The 22,368-nt window shown below is 39.4% G+C and carries 25 protein-coding genes; 9 read left to right on the plus strand and 16 right to left on the minus strand.

All coding sequences use genetic code 11. From position 1 onward, the window contains the following. The first annotated feature begins 14 nt into the window (after positions 1-14). From J0A69_RS10415 to J0A69_RS10430, 4 genes are read left to right on the plus strand one after another with little or no spacing between them, the layout of a single operon-like run. The gene (locus tag J0A69_RS10415; RefSeq protein ID WP_206586492.1) at positions 15-971 is read left to right on the plus strand and encodes an ATP-grasp domain-containing protein; all 957 of its coding nucleotides are present in this window, start codon (positions 15-17) and stop codon (positions 969-971) included. A 17-nt stretch (positions 972-988) separates the two neighbouring features. Further along, positions 989-2,116: a carboxylate-amine ligase gene (locus J0A69_RS10420; protein ID WP_206586493.1), complete on the plus strand. Its 1,128-nt coding sequence runs from the start codon at positions 989-991 to the stop codon at positions 2,114-2,116. Between the two features lie 33 nt (positions 2,117-2,149). Beyond that, on the plus strand, positions 2,150-2,983 hold the full coding sequence (locus J0A69_RS10425; RefSeq protein WP_449500905.1) for a type 1 glutamine amidotransferase: 834 nt from the start codon (positions 2,150-2,152) through the stop codon (positions 2,981-2,983). Between the two features lie 3 nt (positions 2,984-2,986). Further along, positions 2,987-4,177 carry a hypothetical protein gene (locus tag J0A69_RS10430; protein WP_206586494.1) on the plus strand — a complete coding sequence of 397 codons (1,191 nt, stop codon included), beginning with the start codon at positions 2,987-2,989 and terminating at the stop codon, positions 4,175-4,177. A gap of 29 nt (positions 4,178-4,206) precedes the next feature. Here the strand turns inward: J0A69_RS10430 and pyrE are convergent, their stop codons facing one another. Further along, complete coding sequence (pyrE, locus tag J0A69_RS10435) at positions 4,207-4,851, minus strand: orotate phosphoribosyltransferase (RefSeq protein WP_206586495.1); 645 nt, start codon at positions 4,849-4,851, stop codon at positions 4,207-4,209. A gap of 97 nt (positions 4,852-4,948) precedes the next feature. Between pyrE and J0A69_RS10440 the strand changes: the two genes are divergently transcribed. Further along, the gene (locus J0A69_RS10440) at positions 4,949-5,638 is read left to right on the plus strand and encodes an NUDIX hydrolase (RefSeq protein WP_206586496.1); all 690 of its coding nucleotides are present in this window, start codon (positions 4,949-4,951) and stop codon (positions 5,636-5,638) included. On the opposite strand, the gene coaD is transcribed toward J0A69_RS10440, so the two are convergent. From coaD to J0A69_RS10460, 4 genes are read right to left on the minus strand one after another with little or no spacing between them, the layout of a single operon-like run. Then, positions 5,626-6,081: a pantetheine-phosphate adenylyltransferase gene (gene coaD, locus J0A69_RS10445; protein WP_206586497.1), complete on the minus strand. Its 456-nt coding sequence runs from the start codon at positions 6,079-6,081 to the stop codon at positions 5,626-5,628. The genes J0A69_RS10440 and coaD overlap by 13 nt on opposite strands. A 2-nt stretch (positions 6,082-6,083) precedes the next feature. Then, a complete protein-coding gene (locus tag J0A69_RS10450) occupies positions 6,084-6,902 on the minus strand; it encodes a DUF3822 family protein (RefSeq protein WP_206586498.1) in 819 nt (272 codons plus the stop codon). A gap of 12 nt (positions 6,903-6,914) precedes the next feature. After that, positions 6,915-7,496 (minus strand): hypothetical protein, encoded by a 582-nt coding sequence (locus tag J0A69_RS10455; RefSeq protein WP_206586499.1) that lies wholly within the window; start codon positions 7,494-7,496, stop codon positions 6,915-6,917. A gap of 48 nt (positions 7,497-7,544) precedes the next feature. Beyond that, positions 7,545-8,054: an NUDIX domain-containing protein gene (locus J0A69_RS10460; RefSeq protein ID WP_206586500.1), complete on the minus strand. Its 510-nt coding sequence runs from the start codon at positions 8,052-8,054 to the stop codon at positions 7,545-7,547. Between the two features lie 14 nt (positions 8,055-8,068). On the opposite strand from J0A69_RS10460, the gene J0A69_RS10465 reads away from it, so the two are divergent. From J0A69_RS10465 to J0A69_RS10475, 3 genes are all read left to right on the plus strand, one after another. Next, positions 8,069-9,514 (plus strand): ATP-dependent DNA helicase, encoded by a 1,446-nt coding sequence (locus J0A69_RS10465; protein WP_206586501.1) that lies wholly within the window; start codon positions 8,069-8,071, stop codon positions 9,512-9,514. A 118-nt stretch (positions 9,515-9,632) separates the two neighbouring features. After that, positions 9,633-10,028, plus strand: a complete 396-nt coding sequence (locus J0A69_RS10470) for a DUF1573 domain-containing protein (protein WP_206586502.1) — start codon at positions 9,633-9,635, stop codon at positions 10,026-10,028. Positions 10,029-10,235: 207 nt separating this feature from the next. After that, a complete protein-coding gene (locus J0A69_RS10475; protein ID WP_206586503.1) occupies positions 10,236-11,087 on the plus strand; it encodes an alpha/beta hydrolase in 852 nt (283 codons plus the stop codon). 13 nt (positions 11,088-11,100) lie between these two features. On the opposite strand, the gene J0A69_RS10480 is transcribed toward J0A69_RS10475, so the two are convergent. Beyond that, positions 11,101-11,748, minus strand: coding sequence for a DUF2306 domain-containing protein (locus J0A69_RS10480; protein WP_206586504.1), 648 nt, complete (start codon positions 11,746-11,748; stop codon positions 11,101-11,103). 310 nt (positions 11,749-12,058) lie between these two features. Between J0A69_RS10480 and J0A69_RS10485 the strand changes: the two genes are divergently transcribed. Beyond that, on the plus strand, positions 12,059-13,804 hold the full coding sequence (locus J0A69_RS10485; protein ID WP_206586505.1) for an ABC transporter ATP-binding protein: 1,746 nt from the start codon (positions 12,059-12,061) through the stop codon (positions 13,802-13,804). Positions 13,805-13,831: 27 nt separating this feature from the next. Here J0A69_RS10485 and J0A69_RS10490 read toward each other — a convergent pair whose 3' ends face one another. The 10 genes from J0A69_RS10490 to J0A69_RS10535 form a co-directional block, all read right to left on the minus strand. Next, a complete protein-coding gene (locus J0A69_RS10490; protein ID WP_206586506.1) occupies positions 13,832-14,521 on the minus strand; it encodes an HAD family hydrolase in 690 nt (229 codons plus the stop codon). A gap of 78 nt (positions 14,522-14,599) precedes the next feature. After that, a complete protein-coding gene (locus J0A69_RS10495; protein ID WP_206586507.1) occupies positions 14,600-15,520 on the minus strand; it encodes an alpha/beta hydrolase in 921 nt (306 codons plus the stop codon). Between the two features lie 11 nt (positions 15,521-15,531). Further along, a complete protein-coding gene (locus tag J0A69_RS10500) occupies positions 15,532-15,873 on the minus strand; it encodes an L-rhamnose mutarotase (RefSeq protein ID WP_206586508.1) in 342 nt (113 codons plus the stop codon). Next, entirely contained in the window at positions 15,870-17,186 is a 1,317-nt protein-coding gene (fucP, locus tag J0A69_RS10505; RefSeq protein ID WP_206586509.1) for an L-fucose:H+ symporter permease, read from the minus strand. The genes J0A69_RS10500 and fucP overlap by 4 nt, the downstream gene beginning before the upstream one ends. Continuing rightward, entirely contained in the window at positions 17,186-17,956 is a 771-nt protein-coding gene (locus tag J0A69_RS10510; RefSeq protein WP_206586510.1) for an L-fucose dehydrogenase, read from the minus strand. Before J0A69_RS10510 ends, fucP begins: the two co-directional genes overlap by 1 nt. A gap of 23 nt (positions 17,957-17,979) precedes the next feature. Beyond that, positions 17,980-18,810 (minus strand): amidohydrolase family protein, encoded by an 831-nt coding sequence (locus J0A69_RS10515; RefSeq protein WP_206586511.1) that lies wholly within the window; start codon positions 18,808-18,810, stop codon positions 17,980-17,982. Continuing rightward, positions 18,807-19,667 (minus strand): fumarylacetoacetate hydrolase family protein, encoded by an 861-nt coding sequence (locus J0A69_RS10520; RefSeq protein ID WP_206586512.1) that lies wholly within the window; start codon positions 19,665-19,667, stop codon positions 18,807-18,809. The genes J0A69_RS10515 and J0A69_RS10520 overlap by 4 nt, the downstream gene beginning before the upstream one ends. A gap of 122 nt (positions 19,668-19,789) precedes the next feature. Continuing rightward, positions 19,790-20,545 carry an SDR family NAD(P)-dependent oxidoreductase gene (locus J0A69_RS10525; RefSeq protein ID WP_206586513.1) on the minus strand — a complete coding sequence of 252 codons (756 nt, stop codon included), beginning with the start codon at positions 20,543-20,545 and terminating at the stop codon, positions 19,790-19,792. 63 nt (positions 20,546-20,608) lie between these two features. Beyond that, positions 20,609-21,688 carry a Gfo/Idh/MocA family protein gene (locus J0A69_RS10530; RefSeq protein WP_206586514.1) on the minus strand — a complete coding sequence of 360 codons (1,080 nt, stop codon included), beginning with the start codon at positions 21,686-21,688 and terminating at the stop codon, positions 20,609-20,611. A 57-nt stretch (positions 21,689-21,745) separates the two neighbouring features. Continuing rightward, positions 21,746-22,333, minus strand: coding sequence for a peptidylprolyl isomerase (locus tag J0A69_RS10535; RefSeq protein WP_206586515.1), 588 nt, complete (start codon positions 22,331-22,333; stop codon positions 21,746-21,748). Positions 22,334-22,368 lie beyond the last annotated feature (35 nt).

A 22,368-nucleotide genomic window follows, 5' to 3' on the forward strand; every position in this document is an offset into this window, starting at 1 on the left:
TTTATATTAATAGCATGAAAAAAATCGGAATACTTTTCGGAATGGAGGATACCTTTCCACAGGCATTTATTGATCGAGTAAATCAAAAGGCTGAAAAAGGAATTATGGCTGAGGCGGTGAAAATTGACAAGGTGATTCAAAATCATTTGTCAGAATATGCTGTCATCATAGATAGGATTTCGCAGGACGTCCCTTTTTACAGAGCTTATCTCAAAAATGCCGCACTGACGGGTACTGCAGTTATCAATAATCCGTTTTGGTGGAGTGCAGATGATAAGTTTTTCAATAATGCATTAGCAGATCAGTTGGGAGTGCCACTTCCTAAAACAGTGCTTTTACCTTCTTCTCAACATCCGACAGATACAACCAGCAAATCTTTCAGAAATCTTGCTGCTCCTTTGGATTGGAATGGGATGTTTGAATACATCGGTTTCCCGGCATACATGAAACCATATGCTGGCGGAGGTTGGAAAAATGTTTATCGACTAGAGAACAAAGAAGAGTTTTTTCAAAAACATCCTGAAACTGGTCAATTGGTAATGTTGCTTCAAGAAGAAATTGTTTTTGATGAATATTTCAGAGTGTATTGTTTGGGAGGTAAAGCTGTTCGAATCATGGAATACGAACCAAGAAATCCCCATCATTTAAGGTATGTGGTAGATAAGGCTCCGGCTTCTAAAAAGCTTTTGGCTACAGTAAAAGATTATACTATCAAGCTTTGCAAAGGACTTGGCTATGATTTCAACACGGTGGAATTTGCTGTAAGAGATGGAATTCCTTACGCTATTGATTTTGGGAACCCGGCTCCCGATGCCGACATTAATTCTGTTGGGCAAGCAAATTTTGACTGGGTAGTAGAAGAGGCCGCAAAAATGGCGATCAGTTATGCTAAAGCTCAAAAGCCTGGGAAAATGAATTTGACCTGGGGAACATTTATCCGGGATGCAGCTTCCACCGCCAAACGTTTTTAACACTTAAAAGGGATTTCATGAAAGAGGGAGTAAAAAGGTTGCCCAAATTCACCTTGGGTGTTGAAGAGGAATATCAGATCATAGATCCAAAAACAAGGGATCTTAGATCACACATGTCCAAGATTGTGGAAGGGGGAAAAATCCATTTGAGGGAACAGGTGAAAGCTGAGATGCATCAATCTGTGGTGGAAGTAGGTACGAATGTCTGTGAAAATATCTCTCAAGCTAGAAGAGAAGTTTCTTTTTTAAGAGGTAAAATTTTCGAACTGGCGCAAAAACAGGATTTAATCGTCGGTGCTGCAGGGACACACCCATTTTCTAAATGGCAGGATCAAGAAATTACTGATGATACCCGCTATCATGAGATTGTAAACGAATTGAAAGACATCGCAAGATCAAATTTGATTTTCGGGCTCCACGTTCATGTGGGGATTGATAATCGGGATATTGCTTTGCAATTGATGAATCAGGCTTGTTATTTCTTGCCTCACATTTATGCTTTGTCTACCAACTCACCTTTTTGGGAAGGTAGAAATACTGGTTTTAAGGCTTTTAGGGCAAAGGTTTTTGCGAAATTTCCAAGAACCGGATTACCAGAATATTTTGATTCAGTACAGTCTTACGACAACTTTCTTGAGATTTTAGTCAAAACGAACTGTATCGATAATCCTAAAAAAATCTGGTGGGATTTGAGGATGCACCCATTCTTTAGCACTATTGAGTTTCGGATTTGTGACATGTGCCTCACAGTGGACGAAACAATTTGTATCACCGCGTTGATCCAAGCTGTAGTTGCTAAGCTTTATAAACTCTTGACAAGTAATACAAGCTTCAATATTTATCGGATCGCTTTAATCAGAGAGAATAAATTTAGGGCCGCAAGAAATGGAATAGACGGGCAATTGATCGATTTCGGCAAAAAGACCGAAGTCCCTACCCGAGAGTTGATTCACGAATTATTAGATTTTATAGATGATGTGGTTGATGAATTGGAAAGCCGAGATGAAATCAACTATGTACATGAAATCCTCAAGAAAGGAACAGGAGCAGACCAACAGTTGGCAGTTTTTGAAGAAACTAAAGATCTGATTAAAGTCGTGGATTTTATTACCGATAAGTTTACGCAAGGGATTCGTACCCATTGATTAACTTTGCATCAAATACAAAGAAAGAGAACCGTGCGTAAGAAAAAGATCAATCTGGCGATTTTGGATATGTATGATGGCGAGGCCAACCAAGGCATGCGCTGCATCAAAGATATAGTATCCAGATTTTCGGATCAGATTACCTATAGAGTATACGATGTGAGGGGTAAGGCAGAAATCCCTGAAATCCATGATTACGATTTATATATTTCCACTGGAGGCCCTGGAGATCCGCTGGAAGGAAATGGAAACTGGGATTTGAAGTACTTTGATCTATTGGATCAAATCTGGATTTGGAATCAAAATCACTCACACAAAAAACACATTCTATTGATTTGCCATTCTTTCCAAATGGCTTGTCGCCATTTTGGGCTTGGTCAATTGAGCAAAAGAAAGTCAACTTCTTTTGGTGTGATGTCTATTCACAAGACAGCAGAAGGTATGAATGATCCCTTGTTTTTGGGATTAGATAATCCATTTTGGGCAGTTGATTCCAGAGATTACCAAGTCTTGCAGCCTAACCAGAAGAAATTCAATTTATTGGGAGCTAAAATTATTGCGTTGGAAAAAATTCGAACTCATGTTGAATACGAGCGCGCGATTATGGCAATTCGTTTTTCCGATGAGATTATCGGAACCCAATTTCACCCTGAAGCAGATCCAGTAAGTTTTCTGGCACATTTGAAAAAGCAGGAAGTTCGGGATAAAATCATCGCCTCTAAGGGGAAGACAAAGTTTAGAGCCATGCTTGAGCATCTGGTTGATGAAAATAAGATCTATAAGACAAATGAGACTTTGATTCCTAACTTTTTGGAGCAATCAATTCGTAAGATCAAGTCGGCAAAAACACCTTCCCTTATCCTATAAATTATGATTTCTGACCTTCGAGACGATTTTAATGCGAGCTTTTCAGCAGAAAAGTACGAGGAGTTCTTGAAGGATATAGCTAGTGATTTTGGCTTTGCACCTACGTTTAGAATTGCAGAAACGCCTTTTTTTATTCCTGATGAGCTTAAAGATAAAATTCTTGAAGCTTGCGATTCGGTAATTGAATTTGTGATGAGGCCTGATTTCAAAGAAATCACCCAGCGGGCTATAGATTTGAATACCTCAGTGCCAAATGAGGATGAGCATACCCAATTTCTGGCCATTGATTTTGGGATTTGTGAGGAGGATGGACAAATCATTCCCAAGCTGATTGAAGTTCAAGGTTTTCCTTCCGTCTTTAATTTCCAATTTAATCTCTTCAAGAAATTCAGGAAGCATTATCCTCTTTTAGAGAATTCCAGTCCTTATTTGGATGGAATAGACGATGTAGCCTATTTAGTGCTTTTGAGAAAAGTAATCCAAGGTAGGCATAGTCCCGAAGAGGTGGTTCTTTTAGAAATTGAACCTGCAAAACAGAATACAAAAATTGATTTTCATTACTGTCAGCATGACTTGGGTATTCCCATTGTCTGCGTGACGGATGTGGAAAAGGAAGACAATAAACTTTTTTACAAGGATGATTCCGGTAAGAAAATTCAAATCAAACGAATCTACAACCGAGTAATTTTTGATGAATTGGATATGCGACCTGATCTGAAATTAAATTTTAGTTTTCAGGATGATTTAAATGTGGAGTGGGCAGGGCACCCAAATTGGTATACCCGGATTTCAAAATTTATTTTGCCTTATCTGGAAGGCCCTTATTTTATTGAGAGCAAACTTTTAAGTGAAATATCTGAGATTCCAGAAGACTTGGAAAATTATGTTTTAAAACCTTTGTTTTCCTTTTCCGGAAGCGGTGTTAAATTCCATGTGACTAAGGAGGATATCGCAGAAGTGAAGGAAAAAGATTTGTTTATTCTTCAAAAGAAAGTGCATTATGCTCCCGTGATCAAATCGCCAAACGGTCAAGTAAAAGTAGAAGTTAGAATATTGGCCCTTTGGCCTGAAGGTGATGCTAGACCTACCATTGTTGGCAACTTGTCCCGTTTAAGTAGGGGAGAAATGATAGGAGTAAAGTTTAATAAGGACAAGGATTGGGTTGGCGGATCCATCGGATTGTTCCAAAAGTAAAAAAGCTGGTTTTACCAGCTTTTCTAATTTCAAGGTTTCCAGCTTCCCGGATCTTTTCGCCAAGAAGAAAGAGATTTTAGAGTCTCATCTGTAACATACTTTTTTTCTATAGCTCTAGGCAAAAGCGCTTCGTAATGGCTCAAGCAAATCAATTTTACTCCTGCCTTTTTAAAGTTTTCAGCAGCAACATCAAAGCCATAGGTGAAAATGGCTACCATTCCCAAAACTTCAAATCCAGCATTTTTTAGATCTTCTACTGCTTTCAGAGAGCTACCACCAGTCGATACCAAATCTTCAACTACTACAACCTTTTGCCCTGGTACAACTTTTCCTTCAATCATATTTTCCATGCCATGTCCCTTTGGTTTGGATCTGACATAGATAAAAGGAATTTCGAGATCATTTGCGATCAAAGCTCCCTGAGGAATACCTGCAGTTGCCACACCGGCAATAGCCTCAGCATTTGGGAAATAATGCATTACACTTTTTACCAGTTGATTTTTGATCAGATTCCTAACAGGAGGAAAGGAAAGAGAAAGTCTATTGTCGCAATAAATAGGAGACTTCCATCCTGAAGCCCAAGTGAAAGGATTTTCTGGTTGAAGTCTAATAGCTTGGATTTCAAGTAATTTATCAGCTACTTCTGCTGCTACGCTTTGGTCTAATATTTCCATGTGACAAAAATAAGTGATTAACTTTCTGGAAGGTTGCTGCTGCTGTTTTTTTTATGCATTTTTGACCGAATCATACGATATCTTACTCAGACCCACCATGAGAATTTTTGTAAACGACAAGCCATTGGACTTGCTTTCTTACGAAGAGTTAGATTCCAAAAAAAGTTACGAGTCGATTTACCATCAATCTGAAGAATTACCCGCACAGATTACCTGGCAAGATGATATTTTGTTTCATGAGCCTTCTCATGATTTGATTATCAGGTTATTATATATTCTCAGGACGAGGAAATTAAAGGATCTAGATTCCATTACTTTAGTCACTAAAGACAAATCTGCTTTGAAGCAGTTTGTAAAAAGCCGTTTCAATATCATCAAAGCCGCAGGAGGCGTGGTGACAAATAAAAAGCAAAAAGTTCTCTTGATTTTTAGATTGGGAAAATGGGATTTTCCGAAAGGTAAATTTGATAAAGGAGAAACTCCGGAGCAATGTGCGCTACGTGAAGTGGAGGAGGAATGCGCTATTAAAGTCAGAACGAAGAGACATCTTTACAACACCTGGCATACCTATACCCAAAATCGGAAAAGCATTCTGAAGAAAACTTATTGGTATGAAATGGAGTGTCTGGACGATAAGAACATGGCTCCACAGAAAGAAGAGGGGATTGATGATATTAGATGGTTTTATGAGGCTGATGCCAAAATTGCTTTGGTCAATTCCTATCCATCCATGAGGTTCTTATTCAAGCAGTTTATCAAAAACCACCCAAAACCTCAGATTTTGTAAGGTAAAAATTCCTGAACTTCACCACCATATCGGTGAACTTCACGGATTACTGTAGAGCTGATTGCTGCAAACTGAGGAGAAGTAATCAAAAATACTGTTTCGAGTTCATCATTCAAGTAGCGATTCATTTGACTGATCGTGTTTTCGTACTCGAAATCCGTGGTGTTCCTTAGCCCTCTGACTAAAAATCCTGCATTGTGTTTTTTCGCTAAAGTCGAAGTTAGTTCATTGTAGACAATCACTTTGACTGAATCCATTCCCTTGTATACTTCCTTGATCTTCGATACCATCAAATCAATATCGAAGTAGCGATTTTGTTTGGTAGAATTATAGCCAATTCCAATGATGACCTCATCAAAAAGCTTCAAACTTCTAATGACAATGTCATGGTGTCCCATGGTAAATGGATCAAATGACCCTGGAAATATGGCTATCTTTTTCATGCTTAATCAAATTGCCAGTAGGCTTCAAAAAGACCTCCAGACTTCAAATGCTTGAAACCATGGGAGTAATTTTGATTAGAATGCGGCGTCATAATCCTGAAATGATGGAAATATTTTTTGCCCCATTCTTCAGTTATTTGCTGATTTTCAGAAACTCCAAATACATTGACCCGGACATGATTCTTGTCAAATTTCAATTGGGCAATTAAAATGGAAACATACTTGAGAATATCTTCTCTATCGTTGATTTCAAAAATATTGAAGACACTTAGCTCTTGATCTGTAAAAGCAGCGATATAGATGTAATTGTCTAAGATGCAGATTAAGATTTCCTGACCGATTAAATTGAATCGTTCTTTGAAAAGGTAGGATAGGAAGGAGGTGCCTCCATGGTGAAAAGTCAGCTCGGAGAACCTAGCCTCGAGTGATTTTTTCAGTTTACTAGAAATGTAGGAAACCAGCTGGATGTTATTGCTATCCAAAGGGGTAGCAAAATAGAAATTGTCGCTGTCCAATTTTCCTGCAAAAGAAAGATAAGTTTCTTCCTTTCCAGGGTAAAATAGTACTCCAGGTACCAAACTGAATAGAGGTTGGTGAAGATAAATCTTGGTAGGTACATCCAATCTCAACAAAGGATCGGAGACAACCATTTTATCCAATTCGCTCCATTCGATGGAAGTGTAATAATGAATCCCAATGTTTGCTTGATTCTTGTCTTTGGCAAAAATTGCCATCGAATTGGGATATAAAAAAAGTGATAAGCTTGTTGTGTCCTCCACATCAAACTTATCACTTTTATATACTTTGAGAGTGTTTTCCAAAATCCTTTGGGATTATTTCCAGTTACCTTCCGTAGAAGCGTCAGTTCTGGAACCCACTTTAAGAGCTTTCTCGTTATTGTTTAATCTTCTTTCAGGGTTGATTGGAGCAGGGTCTCTGATCTCGAAGACAGCGATTTCATAGCTGTTTCTTTCGATTTTGTCAGCAAAGAATTCAAACTGCTTTCCACCAGAACCTGGCACTACTGCCAAAGCTTCTAGATTGAAGTTAGGGTATTTTCTATCATTGAATAGAGAATCCATCACGTTTACAGAACCTAGAGTATCAAAAGTAACAGTAGTTTCTTCTTTACCATATTCCAACAATTTGGTTGATTCAGTTCTCTGTACAAGCCAGATTTTTCCTTCCTTGATGAATTGCTTTAAGCTGTCCCAGTTGTCTGCATATTTTCCGTTTGCAGCTTGGTAAGCTAGTTCAGCATCACGTAGCATCTGAAGTTTTTCGATAATTGCAGCTTCTGTCAAAGCAATTCTTTTCTCAGTTTCTACTACATCATCTACACCTTTCCAAAGTAGGTAACCAAGACCTAGAGCTGCTAGAAGGAAGACAAAGGATAATACTTTCGTTAGATTCATTTTGATTAAATTTTAAATCAAGGTAAGGTTGAAGGTTTTTAAAACGTGCTATTTTATGGAAATATTTCCAAAATTAAAATATCCTTTCCACAAACCTAGGTCCTCAAGTGAATTTATTCGCCAAAAGATTTGATGAAGGGAGTCCTGAGGCAGTGAACGGATATCTTCTATACTCATCCACGCTATTTCATTCAATAACTGGAATTGTTTACTAAGTTCGGGATCTTCTCCGAGTTTTAAACTACCTCCGGTGGATTTTAAACTAAAAAAATGCTCTAAAGCGTGTAATGGAGGCTCTAAAAACTCATGAACGAATAAATATTTGGAAACTTTAACATCCAATCCCGTTTCTTCCCGGAATTCCCGAATTAGATTTTCTTCAGCATTTTGACCGAAAACCATCCCACCGCCCGGAACAGACCATAAAATCCTTCCATTACCCATCAGATGTTTGACCATCAAAAGTTTATTGTCCTCAATTAAGATCCCATTAACCCGGATTCTTAAATGATTTCCAAATTTTGATTCTATTTCCTTGCTGATTTCGTCTTTTGCCATTTACATTCGCTTCTATGGCTAAAGATAATCAGCACTTGCCGAAGCCTTCGGATTTATTGATCAAAAATTTCCCTTTTCCTCCAACAGGAGGGCAAATGGATTTTTTTAGAAAAATGGATAATTTTCTTTTAATGGAATCTGAATCAAAGCCCACGTTCGTCTTGAGAGGCTATGCTGGTACAGGTAAGACTTCCGTTATTTCCGCTTTGGTGAAAACCTTGCCTCGCTTGAATATGCGATCCTTGCTTTTGGCTCCTACGGGTCGAGCGGCCAAGGTCATGGGGAATTACAGTAAGAGAGCTGCCTACACGATTCATAAGATTATCTATAAGCCAAAAGGAGAAGATGGAAGTCTTGGAATGGGCTTTATCCTTCAAAAAAACTACTACAAAGACACCGTATTCATTGTCGATGAATCTTCCATGCTTGCGGATGATGGCGGCATGTCAGGTACATTATTGGGAGATTTGGTTCGATTTACCTTTCAGGGTTCGGGTAATAGATTGATTTTGGTTGGTGATACGGCACAGTTGCCTCCTGTGGGAAGCGACTACAGTCCAGCCTTGGAATCTGGGTATTTGCTGAGGCATTTTCGACTAAAAGCATCTCAAATCGAACTTACTGAAGTGATGAGGCAGCGATTGGAATCAGGAATACTTTTCAATGCGACAAACCTCCGAGATCAGCTAAAAAAAGAGCCTCCAGTCATTCAAATCACCACAAATACTTTCAAGGATACTTTTAAAATGACAGGGGAAAGGCTGGAAGATGGTTTGCGGTATGCCTATGATAAATTTGGAACAGAAAATACAACCATCGTTACAAGATCAAATAAAGCAGCGGTACAATACAATCTCTACATCCGAAAAGTCATTCATTTTTTCGAAGATGAGATCAGCTCAGGAGACTTGTTGATGATTGTAAAGAATAATTATACCTACATGGCGGAATCAGATCGGGTAAACTTCTTGGCCAATGGAGACATGGCAGAAGTGATGAAAATCCGATCATTTGAAGAATTGTATGGTTTCCGCTTTGCCACTTTGGAGCTTCGCCTTTTGGATTACCCAGATGAACCCCACTTTGAGGCGAAAGTACTCTTGGATACGCTTTATTCTCCTAGCCCATCTTTGATTAGAGACCAATACAGGACGCTCTATCAGCAAGTTTCGGAAGATTATGCTGATGTAGCCAGCAAAGTAGAGCGAATGGAATTGATACGGAAAGATCCCTATTTGAATGCGCTTCAGGTGAAATTTGCCTATGCTTTGACATGTCATAAAGCTCAAGGAGGGCAGTGGAAAGCGGTTTTTGTGGACCAAGGCTATTTAAAAGAAGATCAGGTAGACCAAGATTTTACACGGTGGTTATACACTGCAATCACTCGAGCAACAGAGGAATTATACTTGGTGAATTTTAACCCTGTTTTCTTTGTTAAATCCTCGGAAGATCCTTCTTGAAGGAATTCTGACCAAAATTGGCAAGGTATTTTCATTAGGTAACCCAATAGTTTTCAAATTCGTTATTTGATGCTATTCGAAAAAATTGAATATTTGAACACCATTAGATAGTTAAATCATGAAAAAATTAGCAATCCTTTTTAGTCTATTTGCCTTCGCGTTGGTATTTCATGCAAATGCACAGGAGGCTTCAGGAGCAGCGATCACATTTAAAGAAAAGTCTATCGACTTTGGTGATATCACTCAAGGGGATAAGGTTTCTCATACCTTCGAATTGACCAACACTGGTAAAGCTCCTTTGATTATTTCCAATGTAGCTGCTACATGTGGATGTACTGTACCAAGCTGGCCAAAAGAGCCAATTGCACCGGGAAGTTCTGCTGAAATCAAGGTTTCCTTTAATTCAGCTGGAAAAATGGGTAAGCAAAATTCAGTAGTAAGAATCTATTCAAATGCTTCTGAGCCAATTGAAAAAGTTTCTCTGATTTCAAACGTCCTTCCGAAAACGAAGTAAGATCAATTAAGACAAAATTATTAAGCCTTCCATTTTGGGAGGCTTTTTTTTGATCCAGATATTCTTGAGGAATTAAATCAGGTTGTTTTTCCATTACCTAAAATCAAAAAGAGAAGTAATCCTTTTAAATTTTTCATTGCTGCTTCTATTGTATCATTTTGTAACAATAAAATTTTTAGCTTACTTCAGGGCCAAATCAGGATTCTTATGAATAATACAGCTCTTCTTCTATTTCTTTTTTCAGCCATTGTTACTTCAAGTTTTGCGAAATCAGATACGGTTCAAATAGCCAATTCCAAAACTTCAATCACATACAAGGCAGTTGTGGTTACTCCAAGTTCATATGAACAAGGAAGTAAAAATTATCCTACGCTATACTTATTGCACGGAGGAATAGGGAAGTTTTCTGATTGGACACAGCAGATTTCTGACAAAGCCTTAATCCAAAAACTGGCTGATCAATACGGATTTATTATTGTCATGCCAGAGGGTGATGTGTTTAGTTATTACTTAGATAGCCCTGTGGTTGAGAATAGTCAGTTCGATACTTATATTTCTAAAGATGTAGTCAATTTCATGGATAAGAATTATAGAACTATTGCCAAAAAAGAGGGTAGGGCTATAACCGGTTTATCAATGGGTGGATTTGGCGCATTGTATTTATCTGCCAAACACCCAGAGTTATTTTTGGCAGCTGGAAGTATGAGTGGAGCTATTAACCCGGACCTCAAAGGTTGGGGCCTTCCACAACAAGCGATGATTGATGTCGGAAAAGGATTTGCTAGTATTTTAGGTAGCAAAGAAGAGTTTCCAGAGCGATACGAGGAGGTAAGTATTATCAACAATATACATGTTTACAAAGAGCACGGGATCCATTTGATGATAGACTGTGGTGTCAATGACTTTTTAATTCAGCCCAATCGTGAGCTGCATAGAAGGTTAGTCTTCGAAGGTATTTCACATGATTATACTGAGCGAGATGGCGGACATTCTTGGAAATATTGGGAAAATGCACTCCCTTATCACCTCGTGTTTTTTGCAAGCTTGCTGGAAAAATAGGCTGAAAGGGAACTCAAGAGGTTGCTTTCAAAAACTTATTGATATTTTTCTCTACTAAGAAAGCAACAATAAGCGAAACTAGAAGAGGTGCGAAAGTTGACATTTCCAAGCTGATAAAATCAATTTTTATTCCGATTCTGATGATGGCCATTACCGCAAAGCCAAATGTCAGAATCATTCGAAAAGCATGACGTTTGACATAAAACAAGTGGTCCTCAGGCTTACTTCTAATTAATTTAATATCCTTTAAAATCAAGATTCCGAAGGTCAAAGCAAATAAAAGTCTAGTAGCTGCACCAAGAGAAATTTCAGGAAGGATCCTAATGAATTGAAGGAAAGAAAATGCAAATAACAGAATTGGGATTAACAGAATTGTTCTGTCGATGATGTAACTGGATTTTCTAGTATGCCTCAATGCTGCTATGGAACTCATCAACAAATAGACGGTGGCAAATCCCATCAGGACTGCTAAAGGAAGGAATTCCTCCATCATGAAAATAATCGTAGAAATGGAAGAATAGAACATGCCAAAAACAAAAATCCATCCTCCGGTTTTATGGATTTTTGATCCTTTTTTTGTGCTCAAGGCTATAATTCCTCCTCCAAAAGCGAAGGATCCAATAATCACATGTGCGATGCGATTTATTTCAAACAAGTCCATTTGTTACTAATTAATTGTTGCAATAAATAATCTCAAAGAACCAGCAACCATTGAACTAACTTCTATCTGGATCAAAAAAGATTAAGGATTGAAATAATAAATTAATGAATAATTTGATTTTATATGCTGATTCATAGTCTTTTAGTACAAATAATTGAAGCGTCTCAAAGACAATTATAGCTGAGGTTTTTATTGGACTTATAGTTTAAAAATTTTCTTAGAGCATTTTTATTTTCTATAAAATATTCTTGGGGCTATTTTGGAACTGTGAAACAGGATTTTGGGTTTTCCAGTCTTAACAAACTATTTCATGGCTAAAAAAGCAGAACGAAAAGTGACTATGGGTCAGGTTTTTAAAACCATTATTTGGCCCAGAAGAAAGCATTTATTTTTAGGACTGTTTCTAATTATCATCAGTAGACTTGCCAGCTTGGTTTTGCCAGGAGCCAGTAAATATCTGATTGATGATGTGATCCCAAGTAACGATTTGAATATGCTCAAGTGGTTGATCATCGCAGTAGTTACAGCCATAGTTGTTCAATCAGTTACCTCATACGCGCTTACTCAAATCCTGAGTGTTGAAGCGCAGAACCTGATCGCAAAACTTCGGTCTCAAGTTCAAAGTCACATTATTAAGCTACCGATTCGATTTTTTGATAATACGAAAACAGGAGAATTGGTTTCCAGAATCATGTCAGATGTAGAGGGAGTTAGAAACCTTGTCGGAACAGGCTTTGCTCAAATGATCGGAGGAATATTGACTGCGGTGATTTCCCTCTTTTTATTGATCAGTATATCACCAAAGATGACCTTGTTTGTGTTGCTTCCGGTGGTTGTTTTTGGCCTGGTTTCTTTAAAAGCTTTTGGTAAAATCCGTCCGATCTTCCGTGAAAGAGGGAAGATAAATGCACAGGTAACCGGAAGGCTAACAGAAACACTTGGAGGGATTCGTGTGATCAAAGGTTTTAATGCTGAGCAACAAGAAATTAAAACTTTTGCAAAAGGCGTTGAAGAGCTTTTCTTAAATGTGAAGGCAAGTTTGACCGCAACTAGTTTTGTGACTTCTGCAGGTGCTCTTTTATTAGGACTTGCTTCAGCAGGAATCATGGGGCTTGGAGGTTATATGATCATGCAGGACCAATTAACTTTTGGAGATTTTCTGGCTTTCACACTTTACCTCGGCTTTATGATCGCACCAATCGTTCAGATGTCCAATATTGGAAGTCAGTTGACAGAAGCTTTTGCGGGGTTGGATCGTACCGAAGAAATAATGAATACTCCATTGGAGGCTGATGATAACTTGAGAACCCTTTCTTTAGATAAAATCAAAGGAAAGATGGTTTTTGATAAAGTTTCTTTCGCCTATGAAGAAGGAAAGGAAGTGGTCAAAGAAATCAGTTTCGAAGCTCCTGCTGGATCAGTTACTGCTTTGGTTGGAACTTCTGGTTCGGGAAAGACCACAATTGCTGGTTTAGCTGCGACATTTTTAACCCCTGATTCAGGTACGATTTATCTGGATGGAAATGATCTTGCAACCGTGACATTGGATTCTTTTAGATCCAAACTCGGAGTTGTTTTACAAGATGATTTTCTATTTGAAGGGACTATCCGCGAAAATATTTTATTTCCGAGGCCTGATGCTTCCGAAACCCAATTGCAGCAAGCTGTCCATGCAGCCCATGTGCAGGAGTTTACAGATCGCTTCGAAAATGGATTAGATACTTTGATTGGAGAAAGAGGAGTGAAGCTATCAGGTGGACAAAGACAGAGAATAGCCATCGCAAGAGCAATTTTGGCAGATCCTAGAATACTTATTTTGGATGAGGCTACTTCCAATTTGGATACAGAATCCGAGACATTAATTCAAGCCAGTTTGAAAGACCTGATGCAGGGAAGAACCACTTTTGTGATTGCTCACAGGCTGAGTACGATCCGACAAGCCGATCAAATTCTAGTGATTGAGCAAGGAAACATTGTCGAAAGAGGAAAGCACGAAGATTTAATTGCCTTGGAAGGAAGATATTATCAATTGTACACTTACCAAGCTAGGATTTAAGGACTTTGATGTAAAGAGCCTTAAGTTTTACAAGCCTTTGACCATTTCCAAAATTTGAGAAATGTTTTCAGCCTTGTGAAAGTTTATATGTTCGATTTCATGCTCGATCATTTCATGCTTCCAAGTGATATGAAATGGGATATGAATGGCATATCCTCCTAGGTTTAGCACAGGTAGAATATCTGATTTCAAACTGTTTCCAATCATCATAAACTCAGAAGGGTGTACATCCAGATGTCCGATTAACTTCTTGAAATCATCTAGTCCTTTCTCGCTCATGATTTCAATGTGGTGGAAGTATTTTTCCAAACCAGATTTTTTGAGTTTTCTTTCCTGATCCACCAGATCTCCTTTGGTGGCTAGAACCAATCGGTATTCTTGAGAAAGCTGGCTTAAAACATTTTCTACATGGGGCATGAGTTCGACAGGTTTTGCAAGCATTTCCCTACCGATCTCTAGGATTTTTTCGATTAAAACAAGAGGTACTTTCTTGTCTGTTACTCTCAAGGCCGTCTCAATCATCGACAAAATAAAGCCTTTGATCCCGTAGCCATATAGATTGATATTCTCTATTTCAGTGTGATATAATTCTTTCAAGATGCTATGCTGTGGCATAAAATCTTCAAGCATTTCGGTAAACTGCTCTTCAGCCTCTCGGAAGAAAGGTTCGTTGACCCATAAAGTGTCATCGGCGTCGAATGCAATTACTTTGATCATCTTTATTCGATACTTTTTAAACTTAAAAGCCGGTTTAACCAAATTGTTCAAACCGACTTTTGAAAACTGTTTTTCTTACTATTTACTATCCAAAGATTTCATCCAATCCAACAAAACATCTCTCCAGCCATCTACTGGACCTTTTCCTAAACCAAACCCGAATCCATGTCCTCCAGCAGGATAAATATGCAAAGAGGCAGGGACGCCTTTGGCATCCAAAGCTTTGTAATACAAAAAGCTATTCTCGATTGGAACACCTTTGTCATCCTGAGCATGAACCAAGAATGTTGGTGGTGTTTCTTCTGTGACGTTGAGTTCACCGGAAAAGCGATCTATTAATTCCTGGGAAGCATCCTCGCCAATCAGGTTTCTTCTTGAACCAGAATGAGCGCTTGCATCTCTAAAAGAAATTACCGGATAAGCTAAAATTGAATAGTCAGGACGTGCAGAAAGTGCGTCTATTTCATCTTTTGCCCTGTCAACTTCATGCATGTATTGTGTGCTTACCGTAGATGCTAAATGTCCGCCGGCAGAGAATCCCAAAACACCAATTTTGCTCGGATCAATTTTCCATTCTTCTGCATGGAATCTAGCCATGCGAATTGCCCGCTGAGCGTCAAGTAGCGGCACTTCTTTGGCATCTGTCAACGACTTGGAATCGGGTAATCTATATTTCACAACAATTCCCACAATCCCTTGGGTATTCAACCATTTGGCAAAATCCCTTCCTTCCCAATCATAGGCAAGAATATGATATCCACCACCTGGGAAAATCACCACAGCCTGTCCTGTTCGCATTTGCTTACTTGGTAGAAAAACCTCAATCTGTGGGATCTGAACATTTTCGATTCGAATGATTCCCTCTTCTATTGCTTTTTCTTCAAGCCCCATATCCTTTTGAAGGGGAGGGGTTCCTTCCCAAAGTGGTAAAATTAGTTCTTGGGCGTTAGCGAATAGGCTAGTCATGGCCAGACTGAGGATTAGAAATGTCTTTTTCATACTGGGTTATTTTAGGCTTGAAAATCAAATATTTTTTCTGTCAATGCCCATCTCCAATTGGGTGGAGTTCCGGGAAGATTGGTCTGGTATTGACCAAGAAATGCTTCCCATTCCTGCACTTTTGGATTGGCATCATCCAATTTAGCTTTTTTCTCAAAGGAAAATTCTTCATTCCCCACCAAGATCATGGTTAATCTGTTTCTCCAACGATAAATACTCATTTGTAGCACTCCAGCTACTCGGATGCTTTCGATGATTTCAGGAGCAACGGACTCATGACATTTGACATATGCTTGAATTGCCTCCTCTTCATCTTTGAGATCACAGATCAATACAAATGTTTGGGTTTTCATGAATTCACTGGTTTTACTCGGATACTAAATAAAGCCACAAAAACGAAGCAAATCAAAGGGAGGATAAAGGAGAAGTTGACTTCAGGAACTCCCAAGATCAAGGTGTCATCATAGGCTGCTCCTCCTATATCCATGATCATTCCTTGGAGAGTAGGCATGATTGCTCCTCCAACAATAGCCATTACTAAGAAGGCTGCGGCAAATTTTGAGTCCTCACCAAGACCTTCCAATGCAATTCCATAAATCGTAGGGAACATCAAAGACATAGCGAAGGAAATAGCTACTAAACTATAGAGCCCAATCATTCCCGGAAGGAAAATAGCTCCTGCTGTGAAAGCGATCGCCAAAATAGAGAAGATGGTAAGCAATTTGGACGCGGAGAAAAACCGGAATAAATAAGTACAAACCCACCTTCCAATCAGAAATACCACCAAAGCAGCATAGCCGTAATTGACTGCCTCTGAGTTGGAAATACCTAATACTTCTGCGTACTGATAAATGTAAGTCCAAACCATGATTTGGGCTCCCACATAGAACATCTGAGCAAGCGTACCTTCCACAAAGTTACGCTTCGCAAGCAGACGTTTCATGGTTTCTTTAAACTCGATTTTGTTGTTATCTCTGCTCTCTGGCATTTTGGCCAAAGCAATAATGACAAGGATAGCCAGCACCACTAGGCCCAACATGACATAAGGATTTCGTATGACCATTAGATCGGCAGTTCGAATTACAGCTTTGGCTGATTCATCCAAACTGGTGAAAATAATATTCCCATCAGCATCCGTTTCGTTAGACTGAAGCGCATTAAGAATAAATTGCTTTGCTACAAATAGTCCTGCCAAAGCTCCCATTGGATTGAAAGCTTGAGCTAAGTTCAATCGCTGCGTGGCGGTAGCTTCCGGTCCCATTGAAAGGATATAAGGATTTGCCGTTGTTTCTAAAAAAGCCAGACCAAACGTAAGAATGTATAAGGAAGCCAGGAAGAAGCCATAGCTTTCCCAGGCAGCAGCAGGGTAGAAAAGGAGAGCCCCAAAGCCGTATAATCCCAATCCGAGAAGGATTCCTGTCTTGTAAGAATATTTCTTGATGAAAAAAGCCGCAGGCAAAGCCATGGTGAAATATCCACCGTAGAAAGCCATCTGTACCCAAGATGCCTGTGTGTTGTTGAGCTCTAGCACTCTTTTGAAGGCAGCCACCATGGGGTTAGTGATGTCATTTGCAAATCCCCAAAGTGCAAACAAAGAGGTGATTAAAATGAATGGTAGGATTAAATTTTGGGGGACAAGTGCAGGTTTTTGGGTGTTTTGATTCATCAAAGTGATCGGTCAAGGTGGGTATATCCTCCGTCCACAAACAGGTGTTGTCCTGTAATGTGAGAGGCTTTTTCAGAAAGTAAGAAAATAGTCATAGCAGCAATTTCCTCAGGAGTTGTCATTCGGTTTCCCAAAGGAATATTTTTAGTGATATCCGCTAGTTTTTGTTCAGGGTTTTCAAAAGTCTGAATCCAGTTTTGATAAAGTGGGGTGTAAACTTCAGCAGGGATTACAGCATTGACCCGGATTTGATATTTCAGTAATTCAACTGCCCACTCTCTTGTCAATGAAAGTTGAGCTCCTTTGGCAGCTGTGTAACCAGAGGTTCCTCCTTGGCCAGTTACCGCAGTTTTACTACTGATGTTTACAATCGCGCCTTTTGATTTTTTGAGGTAGGGAAGGGCATAATGTGCCAAATGGTAATAGTGAAAAAGGTTTTTGGAAACCGATTCTGCAAAGGCTCCCGGAGAACCATTTTCCAAACCTATGCTGTCATTTGCTCCGGCATTATTAACCAAACCATCAATTCTTCCAAATTTCTCAAATGCTAGTTCAACTGCTTTTTGGGAATCAGAAGGATCAGAAAGTCGAATCGGAATCTGAAGGGATTTAAGAGGTGCCTTTTCCAGAATTTTTACTCCTTCCTCCTCCGAGGGATCAATGATGATTGGAATAGCTCCCTCTTCAATCAATCCCAATGAAATCGCACCACCAATTCCTTTGGCACCACCACTGATTAGGATGACTTTATCTTGTAAGTTTAAATTCATTTTGGGTTTGGTCAATCAATAATTTATTCTTTTATCCCGTAAAAATCAGCTGCGTTTTTGCCCAAAATCTGATTCTTTTCAGTTGGAGAAAGCGTATCTGTAAATCTTTCTACCAAGTCAAAAACCTGTTCGTAAGCACCTGCCACTAGACATACTGGCCAGTCTGAGCCAAACATCAGGCGTTTGGGGCCAAAAAGCTCCAAAGCAATTTCCATGTATTGCTGAAAATCTTCTTTTGTCCAGTCTTTCCAGTTTGCTTCAGTGACCATTCCAGAGATTTTGCAGGAAACATAATCCCGCTCTGCGATCAGTGCGAGCTCTTTTTTCCATTCCCTCCAGATTCCCAGTTTGATATTTGGTTTCGCCAAATGATCTATGACAAAGGCTTGTTCTGGGCTTGATTTAAGAAACTTCAAAGTGGCCTCCAGTTGGTTATGAAAAATGAGGATATCATAGGCATAGCCTCGTTTCCCGATTTTTTCAATGCCTCGGATAAACTCTTTTCGAAGCATGTATTCGACAGGCTTGGACTGAAGTACTTCGCGATAGCCTTTTAACTTGGAATGACTGGAAAACTGGTCCAGATCTTTGTCCAGATCATCACTGGCGAGGTCAGCCCAACCGACCACTGCTTTGATCTCTTGGTATTCATCTGCCAGATCAATCAAGAAAGCCGTTTCATGAAAACTTTCATCTGCTTGCACGGCTACACAGCCATCTATCTGGTGTTCAGAAAGTAGAGGAAGTAAGTCATCCGGAAGAAAATTCTTCTGGATGACTTTCATATCATCATTGATCCATTCGTGTTTTTTTGGATTATACTTCCAAAAATGCTGGTGAGCATCTAGTCTCATGCTTCAGGATCATTTATTGCCACTTGACGGGAAACTCCCAATCCATCAATTCCCAACTCCACAACATCTCCTTCTGAAAGGTATTTTGGTGGGTCAAAGCCTAAGCCAACCCCAGCCGGAGTACCAGTTGAAATAACATCGCCTGGTAGCAAAGTCATGTATTGGCTGAGATGCTCAATCAAAGTCGGGATGTCAAAAACCAAATCGGAAGTGTTGCTGTCTTGGATGGTTTCCCCATTTAGCTTTAGCCAAAGTCTCAGGTTGTGAGGATCAGGGATTTCAAATTTAGTCGCCAAAAATGGACCCAGCGGAGCAAAATTATCAGCACTTTTTCCTTTGACCCATTGGCCGCCATGACGCAATTGAAAATCTCTTTCGCTGACATCGTTGTGTAGGCAATATCCAGCAATATAGTCTATTGCATTTTCCTTGCTCACATATTTAGCGCGCTTACCGATGACCACAGCAAGTTCTACTTCCCAGTCTGTGGCTACCGAGTTTTTAGGAATATAGATTGGATCAAAAGGGCCGCAAAGAGAAGAAGTTGCTTTCATGAAAATGATAGGAATCTCAGGCACTGCCATCCCAGATTCAATGGCATGCTTGCGGTAGTTCAGACCAATACAAACAATTTTGGATGGACGAGCAACTGGAGAACCAATTCTGGAGTTTTCCGGGATTTTATTAAGACTTTCAAGATTTGCTTCCAGCCAAGCATCCAAACGGTCGAGCCCGTTATTTTCGAAAAAAGCCTCGTTCCAGTCTTCCTGAAATGCAGAGCAATCCAAATAATTTCCTGCTGCATCTATAATCCCTGGCTTTTCTTTGCCGGCCTCGCCGAATCGTATAAGTTTCATAACAGTTTCTTGTAATAAATATTGAATTTCACGTATTGGGTCAAAAGTTTTGGATTCAAAAAGCTAATTTAAATTTGGAATAAGTTATTGATTTTCAAAACCTTAATTTATTGTTGATTGAGTTACATTTTCAGACCTAAGAATCCTCCGTCAATCGGGATATCAGTGCCTGTGAAGAAACTTCCTGCATCCGAACTGATAAAGTAAGCAAGTTCGGCAATTTCTTCTGGCGTACCCATCCTGCCTATAGGCTGGGTTGCAGATAATTTTTCAAACATTTCTTTTTCCTGGCCTGGGTAATTTTTCGCCAAAAAACCATCTACAAATGGAGTGTGGACTCTTCCCGGTGAAATGCAATTACATCGGATTCCATCTTGAACGTAATCCCTGGCAATGCTTAAAGTCATGGAATAAGCCGCTCCTTTAGTCATACTGTAAGCAAACCGGTCTGGAATCCCGATGGTAGCAGCCACAGAGGCCATGTTCAAAATCGAACCTCCACCATCTTGTTTTATTTTCGGCAAAGCAGCACGGGTACAATTGAACATCCCCTTCACATTGACCTGAAAAAGCCTGTCAAAATCTTCCTCACTGGTATTTTCCAGATTGCCCACATGACTAACTCCTGCATTATTAATCAATACATCGATTTTGCCTGGGATACTTTGGATAGCCTGTTCAGCTTCAGAAGTAGAAGCGATATTGCATTTTATGAACTCTGCTTTTTGTCCTTCGGCAGCTAGTTCTTGGCTGATTTCATTACCAGCATCATTTAAGTCCAGGAAGTAAACATGGGATTGTTCCTTTGCAAATTTTTTTACCATGGCCAGACCTATTCCGCTGGCACCTCCTGTTATTACAATTACTTTGTCTTTCATGATTCTAATTGAAAAATTAAGATAGGGCTGTGCGAGACTATTCGCAAAATAAAAACTACCTATCTAAAGATTAATAGTTTTACCGGTTTTTACCGACTCATCGCAGGCAAATGCTATTTTCAGACTATTTAATGCATCTTCTAAATGAGCGTCAAGGTATAAGTCATTTTGGATAACATTGAGAAAATACGCTTGTTCCCGATTGCAGAGTTCCTGATGATCCGGTTCATCTGTCATATCAATCCACTCATCTGCTTTGGTAAATTTATTGTTAGCGTCAATTTCAGCATGATGAATCCGAATTGATTCGGTTTTGGTATGGCTGTCCACATGGTCTGACTTACCTGAAGCTCCCGCATCTTTGGCTGTGATCGAAACAGATCCTTTTGGACCGAACACATCTTTGACAAAGAATGCAGTTTCGCTGACCATCGGACCCCAACCCGCTTCATACCATCCAACACTTCCGTCCTCAAAGCGAATCTGTAACTGGCCATAATTGTAATTATCCTTAGCAATATCTTCTGTCAATCTTGCTCCAATTGCTGAAACAGAAAGTGGTTTTGATCTGGTCATTTGACACATGACGTCGATGTAATGAACTCCACAGTCCACTATGGGACTTAGACTTTTCATCAAATTACGATGGACATCCCACATATAGCCATGACTCTGTTGATTCAGATTCATCCGCATGACTAGTGGTTTTCCCATTTTACTGGCTTCTTCAATAAATCGAATCCAAGAAGGGTGATGTCTCAAAATATAACCCACAACCACTTTTTTATTTCTTTCCTTGGCTTTTTCGATGATCCTCTCGCAGCCAAGGATGGAGTCTGCCAAAGGCTTTTCTATGAAAACATGACAATTGGAATCCAGTGCTTTCAAAGCAAATTCCTCATGTGTATCAGGATAAGTACTTATGCATACAGCATCAGGTTGAGTTGCTATTAATGCTTGGTCAAAGTCTTCAAAAAGCGGATAACCCGAACCTAGTTTTTCATTTAGTCTGATTTTGCTGTTTCCTCTTGCTACTAAGCCGCAGATTTCAAATTCACTCATTTGATGGTATGCAGCTGCATGGGAAGCCCCCATATTACCGCAGCCGACAATTAGGATTCTGATTGGGTTTATTGAGTTCATAAAATCGGTTTTCTGAAGAGTGAAAATTTAAAAAATGGAGGTGATCACCATTTCTATTTATTTCTGTAGTTTTTCAATTTTCGAACCTGAAAGATATTTGATTTTAATCTTCATGTTTACAGGTTCCAATGGCTCATCTTTATCATTGGTAGGTGCATTTGCTATTTTTTCTACCACATCCATTCCGTCAATTACATGCCCAAAAACTGTATAGTCTCCATCCAATCGATGGACCCCTTCAGGATTTTGAATGATATAAAACTGGCATCGAGCACTGATTTTTTGTGGATTGCCATCTCTTCCTGCCCCCACGGCTCCATACTTGTGCGTGAGCTCCGGGGTAATTTCAGGTGCCAATAAGTATTCTGGATCATTGAAGCCTTCTGGTGTGTCGGGGCAGCCACCTTGGTTGACGAAGTTTGGGATGACTCTGTTAAAAGTCAAAGTGTCCCAGTATCCAGCATTCGCCAAATCAATAAAGCTATCCCGATGGTTTGGAGTTCTGTCATCCAAGGAAATCAAGATCTTACCATAAGGAGTTTTGATCTCTCCGACAGGTACTTTCTCCTGCTTTTGTGCCATTCCAAATGTCAAAGAAGCCAATAATATAAAAATCGTCAGAGGAAGTGATCGGATTTGAAGCATGGATCGTAAGTTATTTTTAAGTTAAATATATAACC

Origin of the sequence: Algoriphagus pacificus, from assembly GCF_017254845.1 — a bacterium.
In the GTDB taxonomy this organism is placed as follows: Bacteria; Bacteroidota; Bacteroidia; order Cytophagales; family Cyclobacteriaceae; genus Algoriphagus; species Algoriphagus pacificus.